Source organism: Camelimonas fluminis (assembly GCF_014656355.1).
In the GTDB taxonomy this organism is placed as follows: Bacteria; Pseudomonadota; Alphaproteobacteria; order Rhizobiales; family Beijerinckiaceae; genus Camelimonas; species Camelimonas fluminis.
Genome location: NZ_BNCG01000024.1, coordinates 12,803 through 38,114, shown reverse-complemented (window position 1 = coordinate 38,114; position 25,312 = coordinate 12,803). Strand labels below are relative to the sequence as shown.

General features: G+C 58.5%; 19 protein-coding genes and 1 pseudogene. 2 read left to right on the top strand and 18 right to left on the bottom strand.

The annotated features are described in order from the left end of the window. Positions 1-8 precede the first annotated feature (8 nt). From IE243_RS17990 to ssb, 8 genes are all read right to left on the bottom strand, one after another. Positions 9-3,125, bottom strand: coding sequence for a DUF8437 domain-containing protein (locus IE243_RS17990; protein ID WP_191320766.1), 3,117 nt, complete (start codon positions 3,123-3,125; stop codon positions 9-11). A gap of 83 nt (positions 3,126-3,208) precedes the next feature. Further along, positions 3,209-3,775 carry a hypothetical protein gene (locus IE243_RS17985; RefSeq protein WP_191320765.1) on the bottom strand — a complete coding sequence of 189 codons (567 nt, stop codon included), beginning with the start codon at positions 3,773-3,775 and terminating at the stop codon, positions 3,209-3,211. An 85-nt stretch (positions 3,776-3,860) separates the two neighbouring features. Then, positions 3,861-4,280, bottom strand: a complete 420-nt coding sequence (locus tag IE243_RS17980) for a hypothetical protein (RefSeq protein WP_191320764.1) — start codon at positions 4,278-4,280, stop codon at positions 3,861-3,863. Positions 4,281-4,543: 263 nt separating this feature from the next. Beyond that, positions 4,544-4,951: a thermonuclease family protein gene (locus IE243_RS17975; RefSeq protein ID WP_191320763.1), complete on the bottom strand. Its 408-nt coding sequence runs from the start codon at positions 4,949-4,951 to the stop codon at positions 4,544-4,546. Positions 4,952-5,359: 408 nt separating this feature from the next. Continuing rightward, complete coding sequence (locus tag IE243_RS17970) at positions 5,360-5,614, bottom strand: hypothetical protein (protein ID WP_191320762.1); 255 nt, start codon at positions 5,612-5,614, stop codon at positions 5,360-5,362. A gap of 58 nt (positions 5,615-5,672) precedes the next feature. Next, positions 5,673-6,170, bottom strand: a complete 498-nt coding sequence (locus tag IE243_RS17965) for a hypothetical protein (RefSeq protein ID WP_191320761.1) — start codon at positions 6,168-6,170, stop codon at positions 5,673-5,675. A gap of 47 nt (positions 6,171-6,217) precedes the next feature. After that, positions 6,218-6,751 carry a hypothetical protein gene (locus IE243_RS17960; protein WP_191320760.1) on the bottom strand — a complete coding sequence of 178 codons (534 nt, stop codon included), beginning with the start codon at positions 6,749-6,751 and terminating at the stop codon, positions 6,218-6,220. 70 nt (positions 6,752-6,821) lie between these two features. Beyond that, a complete protein-coding gene (ssb, locus tag IE243_RS17955) occupies positions 6,822-7,259 on the bottom strand; it encodes a single-stranded DNA-binding protein (protein WP_191320759.1) in 438 nt (145 codons plus the stop codon). A gap of 437 nt (positions 7,260-7,696) precedes the next feature. Here ssb and IE243_RS17950 point away from each other — a divergent pair, with 437 nt between their 5' ends. Further along, positions 7,697-9,040, top strand: coding sequence for a TetR/AcrR family transcriptional regulator (locus tag IE243_RS17950; protein WP_191320758.1), 1,344 nt, complete (start codon positions 7,697-7,699; stop codon positions 9,038-9,040). Between the two features lie 135 nt (positions 9,041-9,175). On the opposite strand, the gene IE243_RS17945 is transcribed toward IE243_RS17950, so the two are convergent. The 7 genes from IE243_RS17945 to IE243_RS17915 all read right to left on the bottom strand — a co-directional run bounded on the left by IE243_RS17945 (position 9,176) and on the right by IE243_RS17915 (position 17,215). Then, on the bottom strand, positions 9,176-9,697 hold the full coding sequence (locus IE243_RS17945) for a DUF262 domain-containing protein (RefSeq protein ID WP_191320757.1): 522 nt from the start codon (positions 9,695-9,697) through the stop codon (positions 9,176-9,178). Between the two features lie 84 nt (positions 9,698-9,781). Next, positions 9,782-10,258, bottom strand: coding sequence for a hypothetical protein (locus IE243_RS17940; RefSeq protein ID WP_191320756.1), 477 nt, complete (start codon positions 10,256-10,258; stop codon positions 9,782-9,784). Between the two features lie 55 nt (positions 10,259-10,313). Next, complete coding sequence (locus tag IE243_RS17935; RefSeq protein ID WP_191320755.1) at positions 10,314-10,940, bottom strand: DUF1419 domain-containing protein; 627 nt, start codon at positions 10,938-10,940, stop codon at positions 10,314-10,316. A 98-nt stretch (positions 10,941-11,038) separates the two neighbouring features. Further along, on the bottom strand, positions 11,039-11,905 hold the full coding sequence (locus IE243_RS17930) for a metallophosphoesterase (RefSeq protein ID WP_191320754.1): 867 nt from the start codon (positions 11,903-11,905) through the stop codon (positions 11,039-11,041). Between the two features lie 677 nt (positions 11,906-12,582). Further along, positions 12,583-15,492, bottom strand: coding sequence for a DEAD/DEAH box helicase (locus IE243_RS17925; RefSeq protein WP_191320753.1), 2,910 nt, complete (start codon positions 15,490-15,492; stop codon positions 12,583-12,585). Between the two features lie 57 nt (positions 15,493-15,549). Then, positions 15,550-16,776, bottom strand: coding sequence for a plasmid replication protein RepC (gene repC, locus IE243_RS17920; protein ID WP_191320752.1), 1,227 nt, complete (start codon positions 16,774-16,776; stop codon positions 15,550-15,552). 175 nt (positions 16,777-16,951) lie between these two features. Further along, positions 16,952-17,215: a hypothetical protein gene (locus IE243_RS17915; protein WP_191320751.1), complete on the bottom strand. Its 264-nt coding sequence runs from the start codon at positions 17,213-17,215 to the stop codon at positions 16,952-16,954. 1,632 nt (positions 17,216-18,847) lie between these two features. On the opposite strand from IE243_RS17915, the gene IE243_RS17910 reads away from it, so the two are divergent. Continuing rightward, on the top strand, positions 18,848-19,915 hold the full coding sequence (locus IE243_RS17910; protein ID WP_191320750.1) for a hypothetical protein: 1,068 nt from the start codon (positions 18,848-18,850) through the stop codon (positions 19,913-19,915). Between the two features lie 200 nt (positions 19,916-20,115). On the opposite strand, the gene repB is transcribed toward IE243_RS17910, so the two are convergent. From repB to IE243_RS17895, 3 genes and pseudogenes are all read right to left on the bottom strand, one after another. After that, the gene (repB, locus tag IE243_RS17905; protein WP_191320749.1) at positions 20,116-21,258 is read right to left on the bottom strand and encodes a plasmid partitioning protein RepB; all 1,143 of its coding nucleotides are present in this window, start codon (positions 21,256-21,258) and stop codon (positions 20,116-20,118) included. 1 nt (position 21,259) lies between these two features. Then, complete coding sequence (gene repA, locus IE243_RS17900; protein WP_191320748.1) at positions 21,260-22,531, bottom strand: plasmid partitioning protein RepA; 1,272 nt, start codon at positions 22,529-22,531, stop codon at positions 21,260-21,262. A 1,798-nt stretch (positions 22,532-24,329) separates the two neighbouring features. After that, positions 24,330-25,312 (bottom strand): annotated as a pseudogene (locus IE243_RS17895) (IS5 family transposase); the annotation flags it as partial.

Genomic DNA, 25,312 nt, shown 5'->3' with positions numbered 1-25,312 from the left:
TGTGAGAACTACTTCGTTTCATGCGGATATGAACCATAATGATCGAAAAACGCTCTAAAGGCCTCCTTCTGTTGCTCAAGTCGCTTGCGCGAAAGGCGGTCGTCGCGATCGACCTGAGTGAGGAGGTGCTCGAACTCTTCGATCTGGGTTGCCAGAAAGTCTGCCTCGAACTTGGCTGGGGTGGGAACGAAACGGAACGCGGAGTGCGTGATGATGATGCAGTCCCACTCGCCGGTGGCCGCGCGCGCCAGAAAGCGCCTGCGTTTCTCACGAGCGAAATTTTGCTCGTCAGCGACGAGGATTTTCGCAGCAGGGTAAAGTCGCAGATACTCGATTGCGATCTGCCCAAGACAGTGGTTCGGTACGACAAGCATCGGCTTGTCGACAAGGCCAAGGCGCTTTTGTTCCATAATCCCGGCCGCCATGGTGGCCGTTTTGCCGGCGCCGACCTTGTGGGCGATGTATGTCCCACCGTTGCAGATCTGACGCCAGATGGCGTTTTTCTGGTGGGGGTAGAAGGTGAAGGTTGGGTTCGTCCCAGCCAAGGCGAGGTGCGATCCGTCGAATTTTCGCGCGACAAGGTTGTTGAAATTGTCGTTGTAGATCCGGGCGAGCCGGACACTGCGGTCAGGATCGTTCCAGATCCAACGTTCGAATTCAGTGCGGAAGGCGCTGAGGCGTTCTTTGGCGGCTTCTGTTTCTACGCTGTTGATAACGCGAGTCTCACGGCCTTCCGCATCGACGACTGTGTCGTGGATAGCCGGGGTGCGGGAATTGAGGGCGTCGGTAACGAGCTGGTGCAACGGGTATCGATGTGTTTCCCACCGGGCTTTGGCCTCGGTCGCCCCATGGAAGCGGTACTCCTGGACGGACCAGGTCGCCAGGCGGGGTTGGTGGTAGACTTCGGTCTTCACCCCCAGGGTTTCGAAGATAAACAGGGAGATATCCACAGCTGGGATCCAGGGCGATCCCAGACGGGCGGTAATATCGCTCGGGGGAATGTCAACGGGCTGACATTCTTCAAGCGCGGAGACGTTGCGTTGGTAGGCGGGGTTGCCAGCAGCGGCGGCGATGGCAGTGGATAGCTTGATCCGAACCTTTCCGGAAAGATATTCGTCCGCTGTGACCCATTCGTCGATAGCCGGGTCGAGATAGATGGCTGCGCCAAGTTCTTTGATGACGTCGGCCGCTGGGCGGTTGAGCAGGTCCGCCATATACTCGACGTCAACCTGCCCGCGGGCGTTGAGACAGACCGCCAGGGCGTCAGATGCGTTTGCGAGCTGGGGCTGCACCTCACGTCCAACCACTATGGCTGTGAATATGGCCGACTTCGTGGCTTCGTGAGTGTCGACGTTGTAGTTTTCAATCGACGCCACAAGCCAGCAGTCAGGGTCGTCGCGGAACGGCGCGAGGTTGGGATAGCGGTGTGTTTCCCGCTTTTCTCCTCCATCAGCTTCCTGCTGCACGCTGATTTCGGTTCGGTTGATGGGGCCGTGACGTGCGACAAAACTGTCGTACTGCTCGTTGAGGGTTTTTTGCAGCGCGGAGCTGTCCTCGAAGCGCTCCTGGGTCGCGAGGATTGACCGAATGGTGTCGCGGATTGGGATGAGGTCGCCAATGATGATTGCATGCTTGCGGAATATCCCAGTGTCCCCTCGTTTCCTTTTGACAGCGATTTTTTCGGGGGAGCCGTCGATGAGCTGGTAAAGTTCCCGGGTGGCAGAGAGGAAGTATGAGCCTTCGCGCAGCCGGCTGTTGGTGCCCGATGCAATCACGACTTCCTCAGCCTCTTCGGTGGCGTCGAGCTCGGGACTGGCGCTGAAGACGTTTGCCGGAAGGCTTGCGATGGCTTGGGTGATGTCGTGGTCGAGATTTCGCCCCGGGATTGCGCGGCAGACATAGGTCGGCGCCGAGCTATAGCGACCCCTGGTGACGCCATGGCTTCCGAGCACCATGTGGGGATGGTCCACGAAATATTCGTTGATCGCAACGCCTTCGTGGCCAGGGGCGGTCGCGGAAATGGTCTCCACCCACAGGAGACCCCTTGAGGGTTCGTTTGCTTCTCGCTTCTTGAAGAAGAGGAGATCAACGCCGACGTTTGTCCCCGCCTCGGCGGCAAACGTTCCTTCCGGGAGCCGGATGGCGCCGAGGAGGTCGCAGGTTGCCGCGATTTGGCGGCGGACGCTGCTGGACGATTTGTTCATCGTTCCCTGGCTTGTGACGAAAGCCGCGACGGCCCCTGGCTGCAGGGCGTCGAGCGATTTCAGGATGAAGTAGTCGTGGAGCAGGAGGCCCTTGCCGCGGTAGTTGGGGTCGTTCTGCACAACCATCGAGGAGTATGGGGGGTTTCCGATAGCAAGAGAGAAATCCCGCCCAAGTCGGGTGTGCGCAAAATCTTCCTGGAGGATTTTTGCCCTGGGAAACAGAATGCGAGCGATCTTGGCGGTGAGAGGATCGGCTTCAATTCCGAAGAAACGGGTTTTCGCCTGGAATTGCTCAGGGAGATGGGCAAGAAACAGTCCCGTCCCCATTCCTGGCTCAAGAACACGGCCGCCGGTGAAGCCCAGGCGCGAGACTGCTCGCCACATGTGGCGGATCAGCTTTTCGGGCGTGAAGTGGGCGTACTGGGTGCTTCGTTTCAGGGACGCCAGTTCATCCTTGCTGGCGATCTTTTCGAGCTTTTGGCCAATATCCTCCCATGAGGATGAGCGGAAGGCGGTTGTTCCGGGGTCCCGGAAACAGTTGTTAGCCAGGTCGCTGGCGCCGTAGCCCGTAAAGAGCATGAGAGAGGCCTGCTCTTCGGCAGTCGCGGCTCTCCCTTCGGCGAGGATTTTGTTCGCAAGCTGGATGCAGGCGTTGTTCGCCGCCGCCCGGCCCTGCCAGGTTTTTGGCAGATTGCGATAGCCCTTTGCGGAATAGTTCGCCGCTTTCGCCACGGGATCCGGTTGGGCCCGCCCGAAGAGGTCAAACTGCGGCGAGACGGCCTTGGAGGTGTCGCTGGAGGTCGCGTTGGTGTGGTGGGTATCCTGTTGATTGGCAGGCGCCTGTTTATGCTGTTGGATGTCGCCATGGCAAGCAACCGCCGGCGATGTAACGCCGGCTGCGGATTCGATATGCAGGGTCATTATTTCCCCGGGGTTGGAAATTAATTTTATCTCGCGGATTGAATTAGATCGAATAAAAAAACGGCCCCGGGGGGGCCGCCTGGTTATCGCCATTGGTGACGGCGATTCGCTTTCCAGTTTCTCTCACGGTGCCGGTAGATGCCGTCGCGGGAGCTGGGAAGCTTGCGCATCCGCCCAGCCTTGACGGGATCAATGCCGGCTTCCGCGAGGTCAACGTCCATCGAGCACTGCCAGGCCGTCTGCTGCTTGGTGCAGATCCGGCGGTAGTGCTTGCCGCGGAAGCGGTAGGCTGTGTGCGGCCATGGTCCATCACGGAATTTGCCGCTGTGAGTCTGGGAAGGCGTTTTTCTGCGAGGGCGGATTGCCTGGTAGGTGCTGCGCAAGAGAGATATTGGAACGGGATCGCCGAGATCATCAATGATGATGAACTCTGTGGTGATGGTTGTGTTGATGTACCCGCTGCAGGTCAGGACAGGTTCAACGCGGATGAATCTGTCGCTGAGGATATTCCAGATCCAGGTAGACCCCCAGCGGCTGACCATGGCGTTGTGGACGCTGATGATGGCTTTCCTGAGCGAGGGGTATTCCCATCTGGCGCCGTCATGACGGACGACGTGGTACGTGATGTGGCGGGGAGGAACAATGTGCATGATGATCTCCGTTGAAGTTGGTACTTCGTAGATGCCGGCGGCAAAGGCCGTCGGAGGAGGCTTTCATCGGTGGTTTCCTCGTTCTTCAGTGGCAGTAGCGAAAGGCGGCATGGCCCTCATCAGAAAGGTTTTTCCAGGTGACCTCGTCGTTTCTCGACGCGCCGTCGGCCGGCCGGAAGCATCGAAACTCGAGCTCCACGGCCGGGATCGAAAAACGCTGATTGGAAATTGCGAGAAATTTCCCGGAAGGGTTGGAGGGCTCAAGCGCGGTTATTGCGCGGATTTCGGAAATGCTGTCGATATTAAACCGCAATATAACGGGCCAGCGCGCGGAAAGATCCTTTTCGGCAGCTTGAAGATTCGGCGTAAAAATTATCGCGTAACCGGTTTGGTCCATTTCCGGACGCTCGACGATATATGGGATCGCCTGCAGGCCTTCGGCATTCAATGCCGCGCGGACCGTGTCTTTTGAGGCGACGATGTAGACGTAACCAAGGCTGTCCATAACGATGTGGCCTGTTGCTTGAGTGTTTGGTGCCGCGCGGCAAGCTGCTGGAGGCGGATTTTTTCGTGTGCCGCAGTGTTTGACGCGTGGTGCGTCCTTCGCGGCCTCGGAGGGTGTGGTGTCGGTCCTGACGGCGTCGGGACAGTGGACTGGTCGAACGAAAGAGGCGCCGAAGGGGCGACGGCCCGGGTGATTTTCTTTTTGGGATTCTTCCGAGCTAGGGCGCATCAAAACAGAGAGGAGAAGATTGACGGGCGTGTCGTTCAGATCCAGGCGCGGGCGAGGCCGAGGCGGATGAGGTGGGCGCCGACGTCCTTTTCGCGACCGCGAATTCGGACTTTCACACGGGCCAGCGAGCGACCGTATCGGTCGCATCGAGGCGGGCCGATGAGGATTACCTCGGTGGCATTTGCGAGAAGGCGGCTTAGTTCATCGCGGGCTTTCAGGCCGCGTGGGTTTATGAAGAGGCCCCCAAGCGTGCGCATTTCGGGAGCATCGATGTTCTCGATCCTTACGCGTTCGCTGAACTTGGTTCCCGGGCGCCAGATCACAAGGGTGTCGCCATCAATGGCGTGAGCGTGTTTGGGATCAACCGTCCTGCGAATTGGCCGGGTGAGATATATGAACGCGGCGGTCGCGATGATAATCGCTAAAAATATCGCTGGGCTCATCTGGGGTTCTCCTCCGGACCATGGTCAGGGAGGAAGACAACTAAAGCTCGTTGGATTGCCGCAGGCGCCCGTGGAAGCGCGTTTTCAAGTGGGTGGGGAGCCAGTCAATGATCAGGCGTGGCGTGTTTAGGTTATGCGCAGCCTGCATGGTCTCACGCTGCCAGTCGTCGGACCATTTGCGGCCTCGGCCGTATCCCGGAATGTGCCTGTTGATCCTGTCATGCATGCCATGGCGGAGTTGCCACAGGGCATCTTCGGCGGTGCCTGGCCAACCATTGGGGCAGCGGAGGAGCCAGGTGTCTGGAGGCATTCGCAGAATTGTGCGCCATGCTTTGGTATAGCGTTGGAGCGGGACTTGGGAGCCATCGCCCAAGCGCAAGGTTCTTTGTGCCATTTGGTTGTTCTCCCTCAGTCCCTACGAAATTCTTCGATGGTTCGAAGGTCTGCGGTGAGCTTGATGGTGAATTCGCAGTCGCCGGCGCCTTCGAGACGTACGCTGCGACGTCGGATCTGGATGACGCGAGTTGGTTTGAGATAGCCTCGTGCTTCTAGGGCCGATCCCGCGATATGCGCTAGCCTGGTTGCGTTGTCCGCGCTTTCGGCAAGCGGGATGCCATCATAACCCGCGTGTACGGCGGCGAGCGTGCGGGTGTTATATTTCATGAGCAGTGTTCTTTCGTGGGGGTGTCGCGATTTGCCCGGCGTGTGCGCCAGAGCCGCATCACCAGCAGAATGGGCCTGATTGCCCGTGGTCTTGCGGACTGAAGGCGGTAAGCGCTCCTTCCATGCCAAGCAGCGTGTCGGCAAGTTGAAGCATGCGGGAGTTCGGCTCAATGCAGTCTGCTGGAACAATGCGGTGAAGCGCTGACATGGCGGTTGCGGCGCAGCGGGTGATTCCCGCCAATGCGATCAAGGCAGCAGCCGGCGATCTGCTGATGCCTGCGTGGCAGTGGATGAGCATGCGATCTGAGGCTGCAAGTGAACGGGCATAGGTGATGATGGCCCGGATGTGATGCTCACTCGGGGCGATGATTCCTGGAAGATTATCGAAGGAATCGTCGACATCGTGAAACGTGAGTGTCCAACGCCTGGATGCTCGAAAACACGGAAGTGCGGTGTCCGGGTCTACGATGGAGAGGATGGCGGTTGCGCCAAATTTGGTTTCGGAGGATGACGCTGAACGCAGGTCCGAAATTTGGATGTCGGGCAGCCAAACCATCCGGGCTCCTTGCTGATTGCTTTGGCCCCTCAGCGGGTGCGGGCGCGCTAAACTGCCGGATTGGTGTCAATCCGTGGCTTACGGACGGCTGGTGTCTTGGCGATAGTGTCAGCCCGTCGACCGCGCTTGGTGAGGCGTACAACGGTGCCGGGTACGTCAATTGGACCGTTGACCTCAAGATAGCCGCGGGAAAGCAGTTCACCGAATGCCTCGGGACAAGGCATTGCCGTTACCTGAGATGCTTCCAGCCACCCTTCTTCGGGGGGTGGGTTGTCTTCAATCAGGTCCCAGACCAAATCCTCGACCTTTGCCAACATGGAGCCGGCCGGGTGTTTCGCGCCACGAGCGGTCCATCCGGTGGATGCCTGCCGGCCGGCGGCGGTGAGACAGAACGAGAACCGATCCGGACTTTTTTCCGCATTGATGATTGCGATGTAGCCTCGTTTCGCAGCATATCGGATTTCCGCGAGACCGTGCATTGGGTCAAAATCGTGCCGTGTGAACGGTTTCTCTCGTGGCACCGCTGTCGCTGCGACGAGCGATGCAAGAAGAGTTTTGATCTGTTTGGGGGTGACTGGCATCGGGGCTTCCGGGACAATGGTGTGCGGGCGATTTGTTAACCGCCCGCAATTCATGGGTGAGCTTTTCGCTTCAGAATGGAGCCTCGCCTGCGTCAGGGTAGTCCGCACCGAAGCCGCTGCCGTATTCGTGCGCCGGCAGCCCGGCTGGATTGTCGCTCTTGTTATCCATGAGAGTGAGCTCGCCGCGATATCGTTGCAGGACGATTTCAGTTGTATAACGCTCCTGCCCGGCTTGGTCGGTCCATTTCCGGGTCTGCAACTGGCCTTCAAGGTATACCTTGGAGCCCTTTCGTAGGTACTGCTCTGCCACCTTGGCGAGGTTCTCGTTGAAGATCACCACGGCGTGCCACTCGGTGCGTTCGCGGCGCTCGCCGGTGTTCTTGTCTCTCCAGGATTCTGACGTCGCGACGCGCAGGTTGACGACGGGCTCGCCCGACGGCATGCGACGGACCTCGGGGTCTCGCCCCAAGTTTCCGACAATAGTGACCTTGTTGACGGTTCCGGACATTCAATGCTCCATTCTTTGGGCTGATTTTTCAGAAATTTTATGGGGTTATATCACGAGTTCTGGCGGCCCACTATTTCCACAATGTCGATTTTCGACCGGCGGGAATTTTTCTTATTCTGTTCAAAATGACCAATTATTCATCGGGGATGATTGCTTCGCCAGGGCACGGGTCAAGCGAGTTTTAGGGCCATTCGGAGTCAAGCGTGGAAGCCACGCCAGGACGATTGTTCAGCCGTGATAGCAAATTCTGAAGAGTTGTGGTTCAGGAGACGTGTGATCGGAGTTTCCCGCGTGGCGACTTCGGCTGTATCCCACTGGCTCATCAGGTGAGCGTCTTCCCCATGGGTATGGGGGAAATGGGGCTTGAGAGTGCGGGTCCCTTGACAGGGAACGGCCTCCCGTAATCAATCGAGCGATCGGTAAGGGGGCTGATCGCGATGGTGAACCGGGGGAGGCCTAAGGGGGCTCCAAACACGTATGAACGCTGCATCGACGCTGGAGAGGAGTTGTTTGCCAGGCATGGGTTCGATGGAGCCAGTATCCGTGATATTGCAGGTGCCGTCGGCATAACCAATGGTTCCGTTTTTAACCATTTCAAGAGCAAAGAGAGGCTGTATGGCGCTGTTTTCGAGCGTCTTGTCGCGAGTGTAACCGCCTATGTCTCGGGTGCCGCTATGGAGCCCGATCTTTCTTCTGTTGTCGATTTCTTCGATCGCTTCTTGAGTTGGTGCCTTGAGAAGCCGCACTATGCGCAGTTGCTAAACCGGGAGCTCATGGAGAACCATCTGCGGTTGGTGAGAGCGCAAACGCTGCATTTGGGCGAGCCGGTGTCAGTTGTCGTTGACCAGATAAGAACCGGGCAGAATCTCGGGGTCCTGCGGACTTGCGATGCTGAGGTTTTTACGTTCTATACGCTTGGAGCTATCGCGCACTTCAGCGTAGCGGTCCCAACGTTGGGCCGATTGATGAACGACGATATGGGCGAAACCCGGGCCAGGTTCAGAACTGCTCTTTTGGATCACGTGGTTACGGCGCTGACTGTGTCGCCGCCGGGGTTCTGCTATGCGGGTGCTGACGCGTTTGAGGCGCCGTCGCCAGCGGCCAGCCGGTTGGGCCAGGGATTCCCTGTTGACGAACTAACGACAAGGGAACGGTGTTTGATCGTAGCGGAAGCTCTCTTTGCGAGAGGGGGCTTTGCGGCCATGGGCATGCGGGAGATGGCCAAGGATTGCGGGATCAGTACGGCTGCCGTGTTGCATCACTTCAAGTCGAAGGACAAGTTGTACGGGGAGGTGCTGGATCGGCTGCGCGAGAGTTTGAGTGGCTATTTCGCTGAAATGTTGTTTGCCACAGATTTCGAGTGCGTCGTCGAGTATTTTGAGCGCTTCATGTTGTGGTGCTTTGAGAAGCCCCACTATTCGCGGTTACTATTGCGCGAGCTGATTGAAAGCCGTGACTGCGCCGTGAAGGGGCGCAAGTTCTACTTCTCTTCACCGGTCCCTCTGGTGATCGAAAAGATCAGGAGGGGGCAGTCACTGGGCTACTTCCGGGCGTTGGATGCTGAGATGTTCACCTATTACATTCTCGGCGCAGCGACACATTTTAGTGCATCTGCCCCTACCATAGATCGGATGCTGGTTGAGGATATGGGATCTCCCCAGGCCCGGTTCAGGAGGGTATTGGTCAACCACATTGTTTCAGGTCTCACCCCGGTTGCTTGGGCGGCGAATCCGCACGGGGAATGGTTGCCTCAGGCGGCGGCGCTCGAAAGCGGAGCGTAGGTTCCAGGCCGCGCGTCGCCAGATCAGGAGTTTGGTGCGGATTCCCAAATTGCCTTCAGATTCAAAGGCAATTTGGGAAAAGGGGTAAAAAAAGGGGCCGGGAAGGTTCGGGCCCCTTTCAGTCGTTGGTTGAGATTACCTTGCCTTGGCGCGCTGATGTGGAAGGTGGGGCGTGCCGGCAAAGTTCATTATGTTGTAATAGCGGCGGAGGTAGTTTTCGTCGGCGCTTTCGCATTTGTACGCGGCGAATTTCGTGTTCTCCCAGCGGGAGCGTTCGGGCAGTGTCAGCTGCGAAAAAAGCAACCCAAAAACCGGAAACCGGTCGTGGATGTAGTCCTCGATTGCCGTGAGCCGTTGCTGTCCGTCGATCAGCAGATAGTCCAGATCAGAGCCGGGCTCGTCTTGGTTAAAAGTGTACGTTCCGAGTGGAATCCCGCGCCAGGAGCTTTCAATGAAAGCGACTTTTTGCTCGGCCGACCAGACGAGCGGTCGCTGCCATGCGGGCAGTATAAATCCCATGACGGTCCGTCGGCCGGCTGGATTGATACGATCTGGGGCTACCCTCACCTTCTCGAGCTGGTAGAGGGCAAATTCGATGGACACTTCCATGTGACGCCCCAGGTCAACGCGGCGTGGCATTCGGTCTGCGATTTTCATGGCGCGTCTTGTCCAGGAGTTCTCACCGGGGCAGGCCAGCTTGTGGCCAGCCCCTGGGTTATTGCTGCGGCGTGGTCGGCCCGGTCAGGCGAGCGATGGGAAGTAGGCGCCGAACTGGTATGAGTAGTCAACTTCTGGGCCGTTCTGGAGGGCGGCCTTGGGTGCGCGGTTGATACGCGCAGTGCCAAGGATGCGGAAGGCGCCATTGCTCTTCACACCGTAGTAGCGGGCGTATCCGCGCGTCAGGGCGGGCTGGATTTTCCCGTGAACGTGCTCGGCGATAAACACGGTCATGATCTCGTCGCTTCCCTTGGCCTGAAATTTGCCGCGGTAGTAAGGCCCGGTGGCGCCCTGGATGCGTTTGAGGTCAGATACAGTCCCAGGCGCCACGGTAGCGGGCGCCCGGCTTGGAGCCATGTTGCTCGTCGACGCGGTGGTAACCTTGCGGGCCAGGGGTTGGGACGGCGCGGGCGTCTTTCCGCGGGCGGCGGCAGCGGCGTTCTTCTTGGCGATTGCCGCGCGAATGGCGAAGTGCCTGGTCCTTGCGCTCTGAGCGGTCATTGTGTGTCCTTTTTGGGGTTTAAGAGTTGGTGCGATCCCCCCAGGACTGGGGTCGTCAGGCGGCTTCAGCCGCCCTTTCCAGCGAACGCCGCTCGTACGCGGGGTTATAAAGCCGGTCGATTTCCCCGTCGTTCAGGTGTTCAAGGCAAACCAGTGTGGTGCCGCCTTCGCGAAGTACGAGGACAGTGCGTTTTCCCATCGAAGCGGCATCCCAGATGTCGGGGTCCACCGAGCCGGCATAGCCGCGGAAGTCGCGGTGCGTGGTGTTCCAGATTGTTTCGAGTTTTTCGTCACGGCTGGCGAGTGATGGCCCGCTCGCGGTGAGACGTTCGACGATTGCCTGCCGGAGGCGTTCGGTAGACTTCCTGTCACTGAGATCCAGGTATCCGGCGAAAAATCGCAAAGCTCCATTGATTTCGGCCGGAATGAAAACGGCGTGGATGCTGTCGGTCATCGCCTCACAAATTGCAAAAGCTCCCTGGCCCAACCAGATCGGCGGCATCAAGCCGAGCATCATGTCGAATGCTTCCTTGGTGACTTCGAACCATGTGTTCACGTCCCGCTGGCCTGACAAGCGGATATCGTCAAAGGGGGCGTCATTGTGGCGCGCCCAGAGAGCGTACATCGCCGACGAGCTGGCGACGCTCTGGTAGATGCGGGTGAATTTCGTGGTAGCGGCCATGTTTGCCTCTGACTGGGTCTGGTCGGGACGAAAAAAAGCGTCCATGGGGACGCCGAGCTCAGGGGATTGTTGTGGTTTTTGCGGGGTTGGCTCGGGAGTTACCCGGCTTCGAACACAGTGAGGGTGTTACCGGTGATGTGAGCCATTCGTACCTTTCCGGTAGAGAACGAACCGCCGTCGAGGTTCACGCGTGAGCGCTGCAATTGCTGGTGAACGGGGACTTTGTCGGTGCCGGGCGTTGAGTGCCCGTGCACTACGAAAAAACCATGATGGCCTTTGCCGGCGGCGGGGATGTGGTCAAGGAATGGTTTGCGGATCCATGCCCAGTGTCGGTGTTCCTGCAGTGCCCGGAATTCAACGAGCCAGGGCTCGTCCAGAAATTTATCGACAGGGATTTCCGGATTCAGACCAGCATGGACCGCCATTATCTGACCGGAGATGAAGTGACTCTGGAGGCCATCAAGCCAGGCAGCGCGCGTTTTACCGATGGCGGCGCGGATCTCACCTTCGGGGGGAACTGCGCCCGCGATAGCCTCAAGTTCGTTCAGGACGGTAAGGCCGCCGTTCATCGCCCACAGCCCGCCTGAGTAGCGTCCGCGGCTCGTTGTGGGTTCGTTGATGAGGATCCTGAGCATCTGCTCGTGGTTCCCCATCAGCGCGACGCTATTTGGCGTCGCGGCGGCGATGTCGATGCAGCGCAGTGAATGGGGGCCACGGTCAATGAGGTCACCCAAGAATACGAATTTTCTTACGGCGCCCGGGAGGGTGGGAATGAGCATGGCTGTGTTAATAACGGCCATGAGCGCGTCTGCATGGCCGTGGACGTCGCCGATCGCGATTAGGTCATCACCTTCAGCGGCGGCGAACGGAATCTCAGTCGAGATGATGGTGTGGACATGCATTGTTTTTGGGCCCTGTTCATCTGCGCCGGCCGACGGCAGCGGTGTGATCGTCGTCGGCGGCAACGAAATTTCTGGGGTTTGGGGATAGGCTCCCTAAAACGGTCTTTTGGCACTCCTAGTGGCCGAACTTATCTGCGTGTATCAGGTGCTTCCGTTTTTGGCAGGGCAAAGCGCGCAATGGGGCTACTTGTTGCGGAACCTGGTGTTGTTCGGGGACTAGCTGCCTCGTGCAATCTCGTGGCGCTCGCGGCCAATGAGGGCATCTGCAGCGTCTGTGAGGGCCTTTCGGATCTCGTTCGGCAGCATATAGGTGGCCGCGAGCAGATAGGCTTCGGCCCATGATCGTTCGCCTGCAAAACGCACACGGTGGCGGGCATCTGTGAGCTCGGAGTTCATTCCGTGAAGCACAGCCCCAAGTCGCTTGATCTCTGTAGCGTCGTTTGCGGCTTTGGCCTGAGAAAGCTGTTCCTCGGTTTGCGCTATCCGATTGAGTTGTTGAACGTACCAGTCCCGGACCGTGAGATACTGGAGTTCGGTTTTCTGGATTTCCGGGAGCAGTGTTCAGAACCCGTGCGTGGGTCTGAATCCCGCGGATTTGGCCCCGGCGGTCAACGAAAGGAAGGGCATATAAAAATTCTTGGGATTTCACGCGTCAGGTTGTCGATTTTCAAAAATATATAAATATTAGATTTGTCGTTGGAATATGGGAAAATCCAAAGGGTGGGCGGCGTTTGGCCGGGCTAGCCGCTTGCTGCTTTCTTTTGGGCGGCGAGGTTGTAGGCCAGTCGCTTATGGTCCAGATCTGCCGCGCGTGTAGCTATTCTCACCAGCTTCTTCTGGGCCGGCGGAGGCAAACCGCCAAATTTCGCGGTCAGGTTTGCAACCCGAAATGCCACAGTGGCGATTGGTTTTGCGGCGGTAATTGCATTGACGACCGTTTCCATCGGACGTTGTTCGTCGTGCCCGGTGAGGATCGGGGGGATCGCGAGCAACTCAATGAGGCTCTTGGTGAAATTGGCCACTGGCGCAGTGACTTCCATGCCTGGCGTGGCGCGGGCTATCGCGATGCACTCCGCACGCGTGATCGAGATGTTCAGGATGCCCGATTTTTTTGCATTTGCCCCGTCCGTCATGCTGTGAAGTGATGAGACGAATTCGTCTTCGAGTTCACGCGAGAGCGCCGATGCTTTTTTTGAGGTTGCGACCGGGATGCCGGCTTTTTTCCGGATCCATATGTCGCCGCTGTCGTCGGGGGCCATGGCAATGATGCGGGCGTCAAGGAGGCCTGCCAGCAATCGCTCCTTCATCGCGGTTTCCTGTTCGGGGCTGTCGATGACGAACAACTTGAAACGGGTTCCTGATATGACGTCCCTGACTTCTGGCAGGGTGGAAGGATCGTACGTTGCGATCGAGAAATGGTCTGCGCCAATGTCCCCCGCCCGGTCGATTGTCGGGAGGTGGTGGCGTAAGCGGCAATACGCGGCCAGCATGTCCCGCTGCAGTGCGGAAAGCCCGTTGGGGTTGTGCAAGACGATCGAGCGAAGGCCTGGGTTTACTTGTCGGGCTCCAGATGCCCGCTGGATGAAGCGCGTTGCCGCTACAGAAAGCATTTTGCCCAGGAGACGCCCTCCGTCGTTCAGGAGGTCGATCATTGTTTCTGTTTGGGTTTTTGCAACCGGCCTGGCGTAGCCTGAGATGAGGCGCTGCTGCTTCTGGTGCAGGGACTGCAGACGGTTGACGAAGCTGATCTGGGCGCGACTGGGCGCGACGTTGTCGAATTCTTCGTCGTAGTGGACACCGACGAAGGCAGCGAACTTGCGGGCGTTCTCTAGGCTGACAGTCGCAAATGCCTGAAGTGCGTTCAGCTTGCTGTCGTGGGTGACGACAAGCCACTTTGGGGCTTCTGGCGCTGTTTGCGCTGGCAAGAGCCCCATGCCTTTCAGGTCCAGAAACAGGGCTGAGCGGCCTGAAAATCGTCTGGCTTCAGAGTCCCAGCGCCGATTGCCCGTGGCGTAGATTCCGGTGGCAAAGGGGTGTGGGACCGGCAACTGCGCATCCGACCCGAATTCCATTGTCGGGTCCGGCTCATCGGCAATGTGGCGCGCGGTGCTGATCCCGCCCTGGCGGGTCCTGATCTGCCGCGTTCTTGCTTCGATGCTGTTGCGAATGTGCGGATCGCTGTCGAACCACGCCTCGAACTGAGCTCGTATAGGTGCGGCAAGGCCGCGGACCTGCCTTCTTGAGCGCTCGGGGTCGTTGCGGCGCATTGCGTCTACGTCGTTGAAAATGCGGTAGACGGAGTTTCCGATGTCGACGAAGGTCTGGTGGGTTTTCCCCGTGGACGGACTGGCCCTCTCCCCTCGCCCGGAATTCTGTTTCAGAGGGCCTATTGACCTCTCTTGTGCGGCGATGATGTTGAGGTCTGTTTGAGGAACATCGGTGCCGGTTCCAAGGGCATTGACGTTTACAAGGACATCGAATGTTCCGGCGCGCGCGGCCTCAAGAACGTCGTGGCGTCTGGCGCGTCTCTTTCCGAGGCGATCGTATGGGACATTGTCGCGCCACATCCTGATCTCGGAAGCCACGACAAACGCAACCGACGGGTGCTTGCCCGCCCGGGCGTGCCCATGCGGGAGTTCCAGCGAAGCGAGCCTTGATGCCAGTGACCGGGCAAACTCGACGCTGTCGCAATGGACCATCGTTGTGTTGTGGCTCGCGGCGCGGCGGGTCCAGATTTCGCCGACGGCGTTGACGATGAGGTCCGCTATGGCGCTGTCTGCCGGCGATGCATCAGGTTTGAAGAATCGTGAAAATGCCAGCCGGGACGCTTGGTCTATGGATTTGTTCTGTCCTAAAAGGGCTATGAACTGTTCTTCAATGAGGTTTGCGGCTTCTGCGCCGATGAGCTGTTCGAACTCGTCCGTCGCTATGTCGAAGCGGGTGGGGACAATACGGCCGGTCGCCATGACCTCATCGTAGCCTGCAACGTCGATCAGGTCCTGCTCTACGGACGCGCCGAACGGCTCCAGAATATCCCGGAGGTCTGTGCGGAAGGGGGTGGCCGTGAAGAGGATGCCGGACCCGCCGGCACGGGCAATGGTCTTAAGAAGCTGCGACAGCTCATCTGCTGCAGCGGTTTGCCCCTCATCGACGAATACCACACCTCCCTTGGCGCCAAAATCCGCGAGTTCCTTTTGGAAATTCGGATCAGCAGCCTTGTTCACAAGCGACGATCCTGTGGCCAGAATGAGTGAGGCGTCGAGTGTGTTGCGGCTGAATTCGCAAGGTAGCGTATCGTTTTGCGCGATAAAGGCGGAGATGGATCCGCGCTGTATCGTGGGTGACTCCCGAAAGAGGGCAAAATTCTGGGTAAGCAGGTTTACGTCAGGGTGGATTGCCAGCACCGGCCTCGACATGAGGGCGGCGTCTTCGACGCCGAATGTTATGAGAAGGCTTTTTCCTGACCCGGTTGGCGCGAGTACGGCGCCAGAACGACCGTTGCTAATCGCAGACTTAACGGCTGACGCAATACGGTTTTGGTAGGGTTCCGCTGATTTGTCGCCAATCTGGCGAGGTGCTTGGTGCTGCATAATCCCTGCGACAGTTTGTGGGCTTTCGGACAAGCAGCGCAGGGTGAGGCGCATGCCCATCGGTGTCGGCCGTGAAACCAGTTTGCGTCTGCGCGGTGCGCGGGAGGCGCCCGGCTACTATTGAAGCCTGCGGCGACGCATCTTTGTGAGCGCCCCGAGGAGGTCGAAATCGCGGGTCGCGCATTTGCGGACCAGGGCCCTCAGATATGCGCCGGGGTTCTCAATGGTAGAGTGCCCTGTGGCGATATCATCCTCATGTCGCTGCAGCGTGTAGCAAACAACGAGTGCTGTTCCATACGCGCCGAGGCGACGAATGCCCTCGTCCCAGGTATCTCGGCTGGCGCCAAGCAAGCCTCTGAACTGGTCCGCTGACGCGATGAGGTCAACAGGAGTGAGAATTGGATATCCATACTCCCGTATTGCCGGACAGGCCTCTGCGACAAAAATAGGCGGCAGTGCATCAGGATCAAATTGACCATCGCTGCGCTGAGCCGGTTTCGCGCGGACACCCTGGCTACAAACCTCGTTAGAGATTTCTGATTCAACGTTCTCTTTGTGCCGGAATTTATTTCCGGCATTGGCGGAAATAATATCAGAGGAAAACGTGTCCGGGCCAGGGTTTTTTGCATTTTCCGGCTGATGCGGTTGGCGCAGGGCGTTGAGATCGCGAAGAAGCGCTACCGCGTCGGTCTTGAGAGTCTCCCATTGCGTGAGCAGGGATCGGGGAGTGTCGTTTTTGCTCCGCCGCATGGGCGTATCGGCCATGAGTGTCTCGAACCTGGCAAGAATCTCGTCGCGCTCTTCGCGGGGGTGATGAGCCATCCACTCGATCGCCTCCTTTACGGATTTGCGCGCAAGAGAGATGGAGGCGTGGATATCCGCCTGCTCTGCGGCCCGGCGCTTGCGGGCGGCGATCATTTGTTCGAATTCAGTCGTTCTGGAAATGACAGGTGCGAGGCTGATCCCGAAGGCTTGTGCTCCGCCGTCAGCGGTTTTCCGCTGGTATCGCTTGCCATTCGCACTTGCCTTGCGGACCACGAGACCCTTGTCTTCCAGCTTGCTGATGATGAGCCGGATATTGCGCTCGGTGCAGCCACAGCGCTCTTCGAGCCACCTGTTGCTGGCGAACACGATGGGCTCGCCTTCCCTCTCGTGGTGATGGGTGGCGGCGAGCTCGGCGAGAACAAGTCGCTCAGAGGACGGCAGTTCCAGCGCGCGCTGTGCGCGCCTGACAGCTTCGAGAAGCTGTTTTCGGTTGACGGAGACGGGCTTGCTCAGCCCAGCCGCCAGCATTGCCCGTACAGCATTTTTCAGCTGACGGGGTTCGGATGAAACCGGTTGCATCCTACCCTCCAGTGTTGAGGGCAAAGGGAAGCGTTCACCGAATCCGATGTTTAGCTTGACTTCGGACTGTCGTGATGGGACAACCACTGCGTTGGGTGATTGGTGGTTGTCCCGTCACGTCGAGAACACGAAGGCCCTCGAAACCTGCAAGTTTCGAGGGCCTTTCCTTTGCCTGTTACATCACGAGTTGCTCCGTCTCGGTCACGTTAGAGATGTCATTGTGGGAGACGTTGAGCGACAGCCGGAACGTGATCGCTGACGGATGGTGGGCGAGCGGCATTGCCGGGGTGCCATTTCCGTCATAGGGCGTGGCACAGGTATTGCCGCGCGTGACCATCGGGGCTGAAGTTTGGTATCCCATCTGTCCGCGATCGCTATCGTGCTGATGACCAGCAAAAAATAAGGGACCCTCGCGCTGACAAGCCAGGGCGTTGGTCATTGCGTTGTCGGCACCGAATTCGAGTGATCCATTCTTGGCCCGCAAAAATACGATTCCGATAACGGATTGATCAAAGACAGGGTCGGCTGATGGAGTCAAAGTGCGAAAGCGGTGTTTGTGTCGATTTTAGGTAGGTTAGTCGCGCGCCCTAGGGAGGTTGGCCGCGCGCCCCAGGGAGGTTAGCCGCGCGGCATAGTTGGAATAGTGCTCTGCGCGGCGGCTTGTTGATGCGAATCCCGAAATTCATGGAACGTGAGGAATCGTCGGCGTCCCAGGCGGATTTAAAACGTTAATAAAAGGTTAACGCCCTGGGCTGCGGCGACGATAGAGGAATTATTTTGCCATTAAATCCGTCGTTGCCGGTTCCGCGGGCCGAGTTGATCGGCTAAGGAGAGGTTGCCGTTGCCTTTTTGGGAGCTGAGTTCAGTCTTTTGTGACTGGTTCGGGGCGTTGTCGGGAGGATAGCCGCGCGTCCCTGTTGGGAAGATGACGGTCGGGTGGTAGCGCGATTAATTCGTCTAGGAGGATAGACGCGCGCCCGTTGGTTTTATTGAGGTTTTCAGCTTCCCCACGTGATTCAGGGGACGGGTTCGCTCGTCCGTTTTAGGGAGGATAGCCGCGCGCCCCTGTCTGTTGGAGCCGTGTTGTGCTCCTGACAGCCTCTTCGCGAGTGTGAGTGAGTTCGTGCGCGGGCATTGATGTTGCTGCGATATTTGTCTCTCTGAAGCGATTCAGGGAGCGATAACTCGTGGCATTTTCGGGAGGTTAGCCGCGCGCCCAGGCTGTTAGGGGCGTTCGGTCTTTAGGAAGCTTCTCGGGCCGAGGTGGGGAGGTTAGTCGCGCGGGCATTGTTCTAATTGATAAATTACGGGGTACACAGGGGTGTGTGCGGTATCGCGATAGGGAGGATAGCCGCGCGCCCTGGGCCTGATTGAACGCGGATGGCGGTATTCGTCTGGCTCCTCAGGCGGCTGTAGCGCTTCGGATGGGGAGGATAGCCGCGCGGGTATTGAATATATTAGCGGTTTTCGGCTGACGCCGTGTGTCGACGTGGCCGGCGGGCGGTGACTGGGGAGGTTAGGCGCGCGCCCATGAGGTGCGAGGAGCGCTCTACCGCGCTTGGGTTCGCGCGGAGTGACATCGTGGAGAGCGGAGGCCGTGGAAATTTCCGTTATTTTCTCGCGAGGTCGTAGCTACCGGCAGTTCCTAATAAGGAGGTTAGCCGCGCGGTGTGGGTTATGGCGGCCGGGGGGCAGGACGCTGGTGGTGACTCTCGTAGGGAGGTTAGGCGCGCGGGGGCCGGGTGGGTGCGTTCATTCCGCAGGCGGCGAGTGGCTCGTATGTAGGGAGGTTAGCAGCGCGCCCCGTCCTCTGGACGTGGTATCGATGCTAGACATTGGCTCCCCGTCGCATGCCCTGCCGTGTGGGTTGAGATCTGGCCGCGATGGTATCTTTGTTGTTGCTGCGGCGGAGGATGCCAGTTATGTGGTGGTTGCTAGGTTCCCACTCAGGCAGGTGTGCAACGCCCTGCCCTGCTTTGGAGGCGCCGCGAGGTCGGCGCTCACATTGGCGCAACCCTTCCGTATGTTAGAGTACGTTGCGGAAGATGGATTCGAGTGGTGATGGGTTCCTATGGCAGGTGTTGCGATGAACAGTGAGCGGAAGCTGTCGCCGGTGCAGTTCGATCTGTTCGAGCTTTCAAATCGCTCGGAGACGAACTCGGTGGCGCTGTGGGATGTCGCGCCTCGATACTTGTTCCGGTTTGGAGACGAGCAGGCCGAAAAAGGCCAGAAGCTCGTTGAGCGTCAGTTCTCGTACGGTGGGGCCCACTACAGCATAACTGTGGTCCCTGCCCGCTTCAGGGACAAAGCGGGAGCAATCGTTGAGCGGTACCCGTCCGAGCGTGAGCAGCTAGTGGAGGAGGTAATCAGGCAGATTGCTACTCTGAGAAGCCGTTTGCAACTTGACTCGGGCGGGGAAGAAGTTGGCGTGGCCTTCACGTTGTACGAGGTGCGACGGGAGTTAAAACGTACCGGGCACGAGCACAGTTATGCGGAGGTGGTGGAAGCTTTGAACGTGCTGCATCAGTCCCGCATTGAGATCATTAAAGTCGATGGGCAGGGCCGGGAAAAGGTCGTGAGCGGATCGACGTTTCCGATGGTTGCCCTAGCGAACCGATCCAGCGAGAAAAGCGCCACTATGGTGAGTTTTAACTGGTTGGTGTCGGATAGCATCAAGCGGCTTGAGTTTCGCGCGATCGATTACGACTTGATGATGCGCATGCCAAATCCGATCGTCAGGTGGCTTTACAAGCGGTTTTCCCACGATGTGTTTTTCTTCGGCATGGAGGGAGATGCCCGGTCGGTTCTTGCGACAGAGGTGTTTGATGGGTGTGGCGTCGCGAGGCGGGTGCGGTTGCGTGATAGTGTCAAGAAGGTTTCTCAGGCGTTCGAATGGCTGAAGCAGGAACGCATCATTGAGAGCTTTGAGGCCGACGGTGTTTTCGAGAGTTCGAAAAAAGTGGACGTACGCTTCGAGGTGGTATTGTCCGGCGATTTTGTGGCAAGTTGTCGGCGCGCAAATCAACGGGCGATGCAGCGGCGGCACGACTTCCATGTTGTGACGGGTGAGGAACCGAAAAAGTTCGTCGGTGGGACCCGGTCCAGGAAGGCAGCAAAGACAGTGACGGTGCCAAAATGAGGCGCTGGAATTTGGATGGTGTCTGAAATCGATTTTAAGGGGCGCTCTGCGCCCCTTTTTTGTTTTGAATGGAATGACAAGCGGGGCGTCGGAAATCGCCGTGTGAGGGCATCTCTGGGGGTCGATATTTTCCGAGAACGCGTTCAGAAAATGGAAACGGGCGCCTAAGGCGCCCGTGAGACTTTGCGTGAGGTGAGGATTTAAGTCTGAGCGGAATATTCGGCATAAAGTGAGTTTAATTTTCCGATAACGAATTCGGAAAATTTCGGGTCAATGCCACGATCAAATTTGACGACTGCTGACTTGTCCTTGATGAGGCACTTCGCCAGTTTGGCGCCATCAGCGTTGGTGACGACGACGTCGGGTTCAATCCGGGGACGCTGGGTTCGTGTGATGACACGCATCAGATGCTCGAAGCGGTCGTCGGTCGCCCGGTCCGTGAAATCTCCGGCCTCGATAGTCTTCAGTGCCAGGGACATCAGTGTCTCCGACCCATCGATGAGTTTTCCAAGCGCTTCCCAGCGACGACGTCCGATGCCCTGGGCAGGGCCAATAGCGCTGATGATCTCCTCGGGGATCTTGTCCAGTAGTGTAAGGAACCAGCTGATTTGGGTTACGTTAGAAAGTGCGAGGGCGTCCGCGATGACTGGCCGCGCGGTGTTTCTATCAGCGAGGGCTCGGGCAAACCTGGCGCGTTCGATGTAGGAGAGGTTAAGTCGGGCGTTATTCTCCTGCCCTTGGGCGATCACAAGCTCGTCGTCGCTAAGTTCGCGTACAACGGCCTTGACTGTTTTGCCGAGCCGGGCGCAAGCGAGAGTTCGACGATGGCCATATGCGGTTTCGAACCTTCCCTCCTGTTTGGGGTGAGGTCGAACCAGGATCGGGATCAATTGACCTTGTGCGGAAATCTGGTCCGCGAGGATCTGTATGTCCTCGCTGTCGATATTCATCCTGTCGGCGACGAAGGATGGCTCGATCATGCCAGGATCGAGTTCGATCACCACGCTTCCGGTTTTCAGCTGGTTAAGGAGATCGGCATAGTGGGTCGATGACATTGAGGCATGTGACATGGCTGAGGCAAAGGCGCCGACTACACCGCCGTTTCGTTCCGGGCGCAGCATCGCAGGGTTAGCCGCAGCCGGGCGGAGAGTGTCGGACAGTGCCTGCCACTGTTCGTCGGTTTTGATCGGGTTGGGCTCGGGCGGCAGCGAACCAGTCGCCGCGCTTGCGTACACGTCCTGGGCGGAAGCGCGAACGGCGGGTACGTCGGGGTTTGCAGGGCCACCAAGCATTGATTGAGGGATGAGGGAAGGCCTGTTCTTTTTTGATGCAGCGCTCGCCATGTCACACTCTCCCCCAGTTGATTTTGATGAGGCTTTCGATTTCACCATTGACGGCATTTAGGCTCTCAATCGCCCGGTCGTAGGTGTTACGGGAGAATTCCTCCCGATTGCATTCGTAAAGGGTCTGCTTCTTAAGGCCGGCATCGGATATTGCGGTACTCTTCAGCACGGAGTTTTCCATCAATGACTGCGGAAAGAAGTGCCTCAAGAAATTTACAATTCCTGTCTGTGGTGCGTCGCGCGGCTCGAAGCGGGTAATAACGTACTTGAAGATAGAGTAGTCAACGGATCCGCCTGCATTGGATACGACACGCATAATGTCCGACATCATGAGCAGGAATTGGGACATCGACATGATGTCCAGCATCTGGGGGTGAACGGTGACGATAACCCCAGATGCAGCGCACATTGCGGACATCGCGAGGTAACCCAGCTGCGGCGGGCAATCGATGATGACAACGTCATAGTGCGACTGGACGGAGAGGATGGCTTGGGTCACGCGGTCGAAAAACAGCGGGTCCCCTGCCCTTCGGGTCGTCAGATGCGCCGGGGTTGTGTGTTCGAACTCCATCACCTCGAGGTTTGCTGGGACGATGTGAAGTCCGGGAATGTGTGTCTCCCGGATCACTGATTCAAACGGAACACGCTCGTCGTCGTACCGAATAGCCCCGTAGATCGTTTGGTTTTTCTTGACGTCCCATTCGGGCTGGATTCCGTGCAGGGCTGAAAGACTTGCTTGGGGATCCATGTCGATCGCAAGGACGCGGTAGCCGTGAAGCGCCAGATACTGGCACAGGTGGGCTGACGTTGTGGTCTTTGCAGAGCCACCTTTGAAATTCGCGACAGCAAACACCTGCAGACTTTCGTTCCCTTTGCGTTGCGGACTTAGAACAGCCTCACCCACGCTTTGGTCAATCGTCTGACGGAGGGTGTGGAGATCGGCAACGGAATATGTGCGTTTTCCGTTTGGATAAATCTTGGGCGCTGGAAGGGTCTCAGCTGCCTCGAGCTTCCTGAGATATGCGTCAGGGATTCCGAGAAGCGCTGCTACTTCAGCAGAGGGGATTTCGCGAAATGTGCGTCGCGCCTCTGGCGGAAACAGTTCGAGGCGCTGCGCCTGAAGGGCGTTCGACAGCAGGTTTGCCTGGCGGTCAATTTCATCCAGGCTGGCGGCGTTGGGTACGGCCGCCGCACGAGAAGGTGTTGCAGCTTTGGCGATTGCGACGTGATCCTTTAAGGCCTGCAGGTCGAGCAAGGCGCTTGCGGTGTTCATCGACATCTCCTGATAAGGCGGCGCCGTTTGAGAGCTTCTTTGGGTGATCATGGGGCGCATTTGTTAATGTCCGGCTAACGCGCGCGCGCGAGGTGGCGTCGATGCGGGATTTGGCGGTGTGTAACCGCGGTTAAATTGCTTTCCGAGCTTGGGGCCTTGTCGGCCGCCGCTCTCAATCCTTGTGTCACTGCAGAGCCCTTGAGCAGTTCCAGCTGGGGATGCGTGTGTCCGATTGTGCAGCTTTTTGAATGGTTCCCCGCCGGGATCCGGTCGCTAGAGGTGGGTGTAACCGCGGTTAAAATCGGGGCTCCGTCGCGTGCGATGCCGTCGAGGGATGTCGCGGTATCCGTGCTGGGGGTGTCATGGTTCTCGTTTAACCGCGGTTAAATGCCGTGCTTCGCGATGGATTGGTTCCCGGAGACGGGTGCTCGTGGAGTGCAACGGGATCGTTGGTTCTTTCTCACGTGGTAGCTTTAGACGCGATGCCCCCCGTCGGGCTTGTCTCGGCGGCGTTCAGGGGTTGATAGGACAGCCTATCATGGAGAACCGGGTTGATGTAACCGCGGTTACATCAACCCGGGAGTTCCGTTGCGGGTGAGAAGTCTCAGGTTCGCTATAAGGAGAAGGCAGGGTCAGAGCTGGCTGTGCGCCGCAAATGCGGGGGGAAATTAACCGCGGTTAAATACCGGCGAAACGGATACGGTCGGGGCTCGCAGGGCACTGCCGGATGCTGCGCCAATCAATTCGCCCTGCCTCGACCATGGGCTGGCGCGGGCAACTCTGATGTTTCCGAAGTGCAGACAGCGCGCCTGCCTTCCACGGGTACGCTCCACTACGCAAGGGAGGCTGAGCGAACCAGACCTCAACCCCGTGGGACCACACCAGTTATGACTCTTCATGAAACCGCGGTTACATGGTTCATCCGCATTGACCATAACCTCGGGCGGTCGTCGCATGGTGCGACGGGCCGCTGGTACGTGAAGCAGTTGCGGTCATCACCGAGGGCTGGCGCCCCGGACCAATTTAACCGCGGTTAAATTAAGCGTCTCCGCAATCCGGTCATAGCGGTGATTGGATGGGGCTGGTGACGCGAAGGTTCCTGGCGGTCGGCTTCGTTGGATCTGGAGCGTGGCGTGGCTGGACTTTCGGGTGTGTAACCGCGGTTAAACGCCTCTGCCGCGAGTGATCCGTTCGCTTAGTGGTGTGTCGTGGTGGTTGTCGCCGGGGTGGCTCAACCGGGGATAAGTCCGCAGTCTTGTTACGCCTTACGTGCGCTGGCGTGTGCGCCGACGCTGATATCGTTGTGCGCCGGTGTCCATTTAACCGCGGTTATATCGCATGCTTGGCGCTGGTCTGGGCGCGGTGACGTGCGCTGATGGAGTGTGGAGGTGGTGAAGTGCATTTGGGTGGCGTGGTTGCGAGGGCGGGGATGCGTTGGGTGGTCGATAGGAAGTTGCTCGGAAGCTTGGCTCAAAGAGCACGTTACTTTCGGCAGGATTGGTATAACCGCGGTTACATCAATCCTGCATTTCGCTCGGTGGAGAGCGGTTTGCGTGGCTCGCTTAGCGAGCGGGATGGTCTCTCTGAGGCGGGGTTGGATTGTAGTTGTTCGGCGGGTTTCTATGAAGCGGCAACCCCGTGAGACTGCCGCTCGGGGTGTGTTGCCAGGCAGCTGGACACCTCGAAAAACGCGCTGTTCCGCTGCCGTTGAGGCTCCGGCAGCCTCAGGGCGGCGCCGTTTGGCCGCCGTGTTTCGCTTGATTGTCGGCTTTGGGTCATCAGAAACGGCCCGTTGCGCTCATGCTGGCGTACTGCTCCCCACGAGCCAGGGCAGCCGGGTGGAGTTGTACGCTAGATCGGCCATGCCGATCTTCAGCCGGGCCCGCGCAAGGCCAATGGTGCGAACCACCAGCACCATCCTATGTTTTTTTTGGGGCGGCAAAGACGTGCTCGACCGCAGGCCGTACAACGGAACGCTTGCCGTTGGCGCGCGCATTATGCGCGGGCATCGGACGGCTCTTCGGCTTCTTGCGGTGGATCTGGCTACGGAACATGCCATCCCCCCGAAACGCTTCGTTCCTCTTCGAGCGATACGCGGTGTCAGCCCAGACGCCAGATCCTGTATTGGCCTTGCTGACAAGGGCGGGAAGGCGGGCGCCATCATGGGCGTTGGCCGCGCTGGCGTCCCACGTCCGGATAAACCGGTGGGCCCGATCAATGCCCACATGGTTCTTGTAGCCGAACATGGGAACCGCTAGATCGACGGGCCTGAAGGCCGCCGGATCGGCGTGATCCTTTTCCTTCGCCTTACTGTACTTGATGCTCCAGCGCGCATCGCGGTCTTTCTGCCGCAGCTTCGCAGGCCTGTCCTTCCCGTCCCGAGGAATCCGCCCTTCGCGGATGTCCTTCTTCTCGCTATCAGTATTGCGCTGGCGCGGAGCCGGGATGACGCTGGCGTCGATGACCTGGCCGCCCATAGGGACAAAGCCAAGTTCGGTCACGGCGGCCTCGAAGCGGGCGAACAGGCTGTTAATAGCCCCAGCCTTCACCAGCCGCTCCCGGAAAAGCCAGATGGTCGTGGCGTCCGGCACGGCTCCTTCAAGACCCAGCCCGACGAAGCGTTTGGAACGAAACGCGGTCACGGATCTGGATCTCCGTGGCCTTATCCGATAGCGAGTAAAGGGCCTCCAGGACAAGGATCTTGAACATGATGACCGGGTCATACGCAGGTCGTCCGCCCTTGCCCCGCGTCGCGCGGTGCAGGGCGCCGACCAGCGGTGC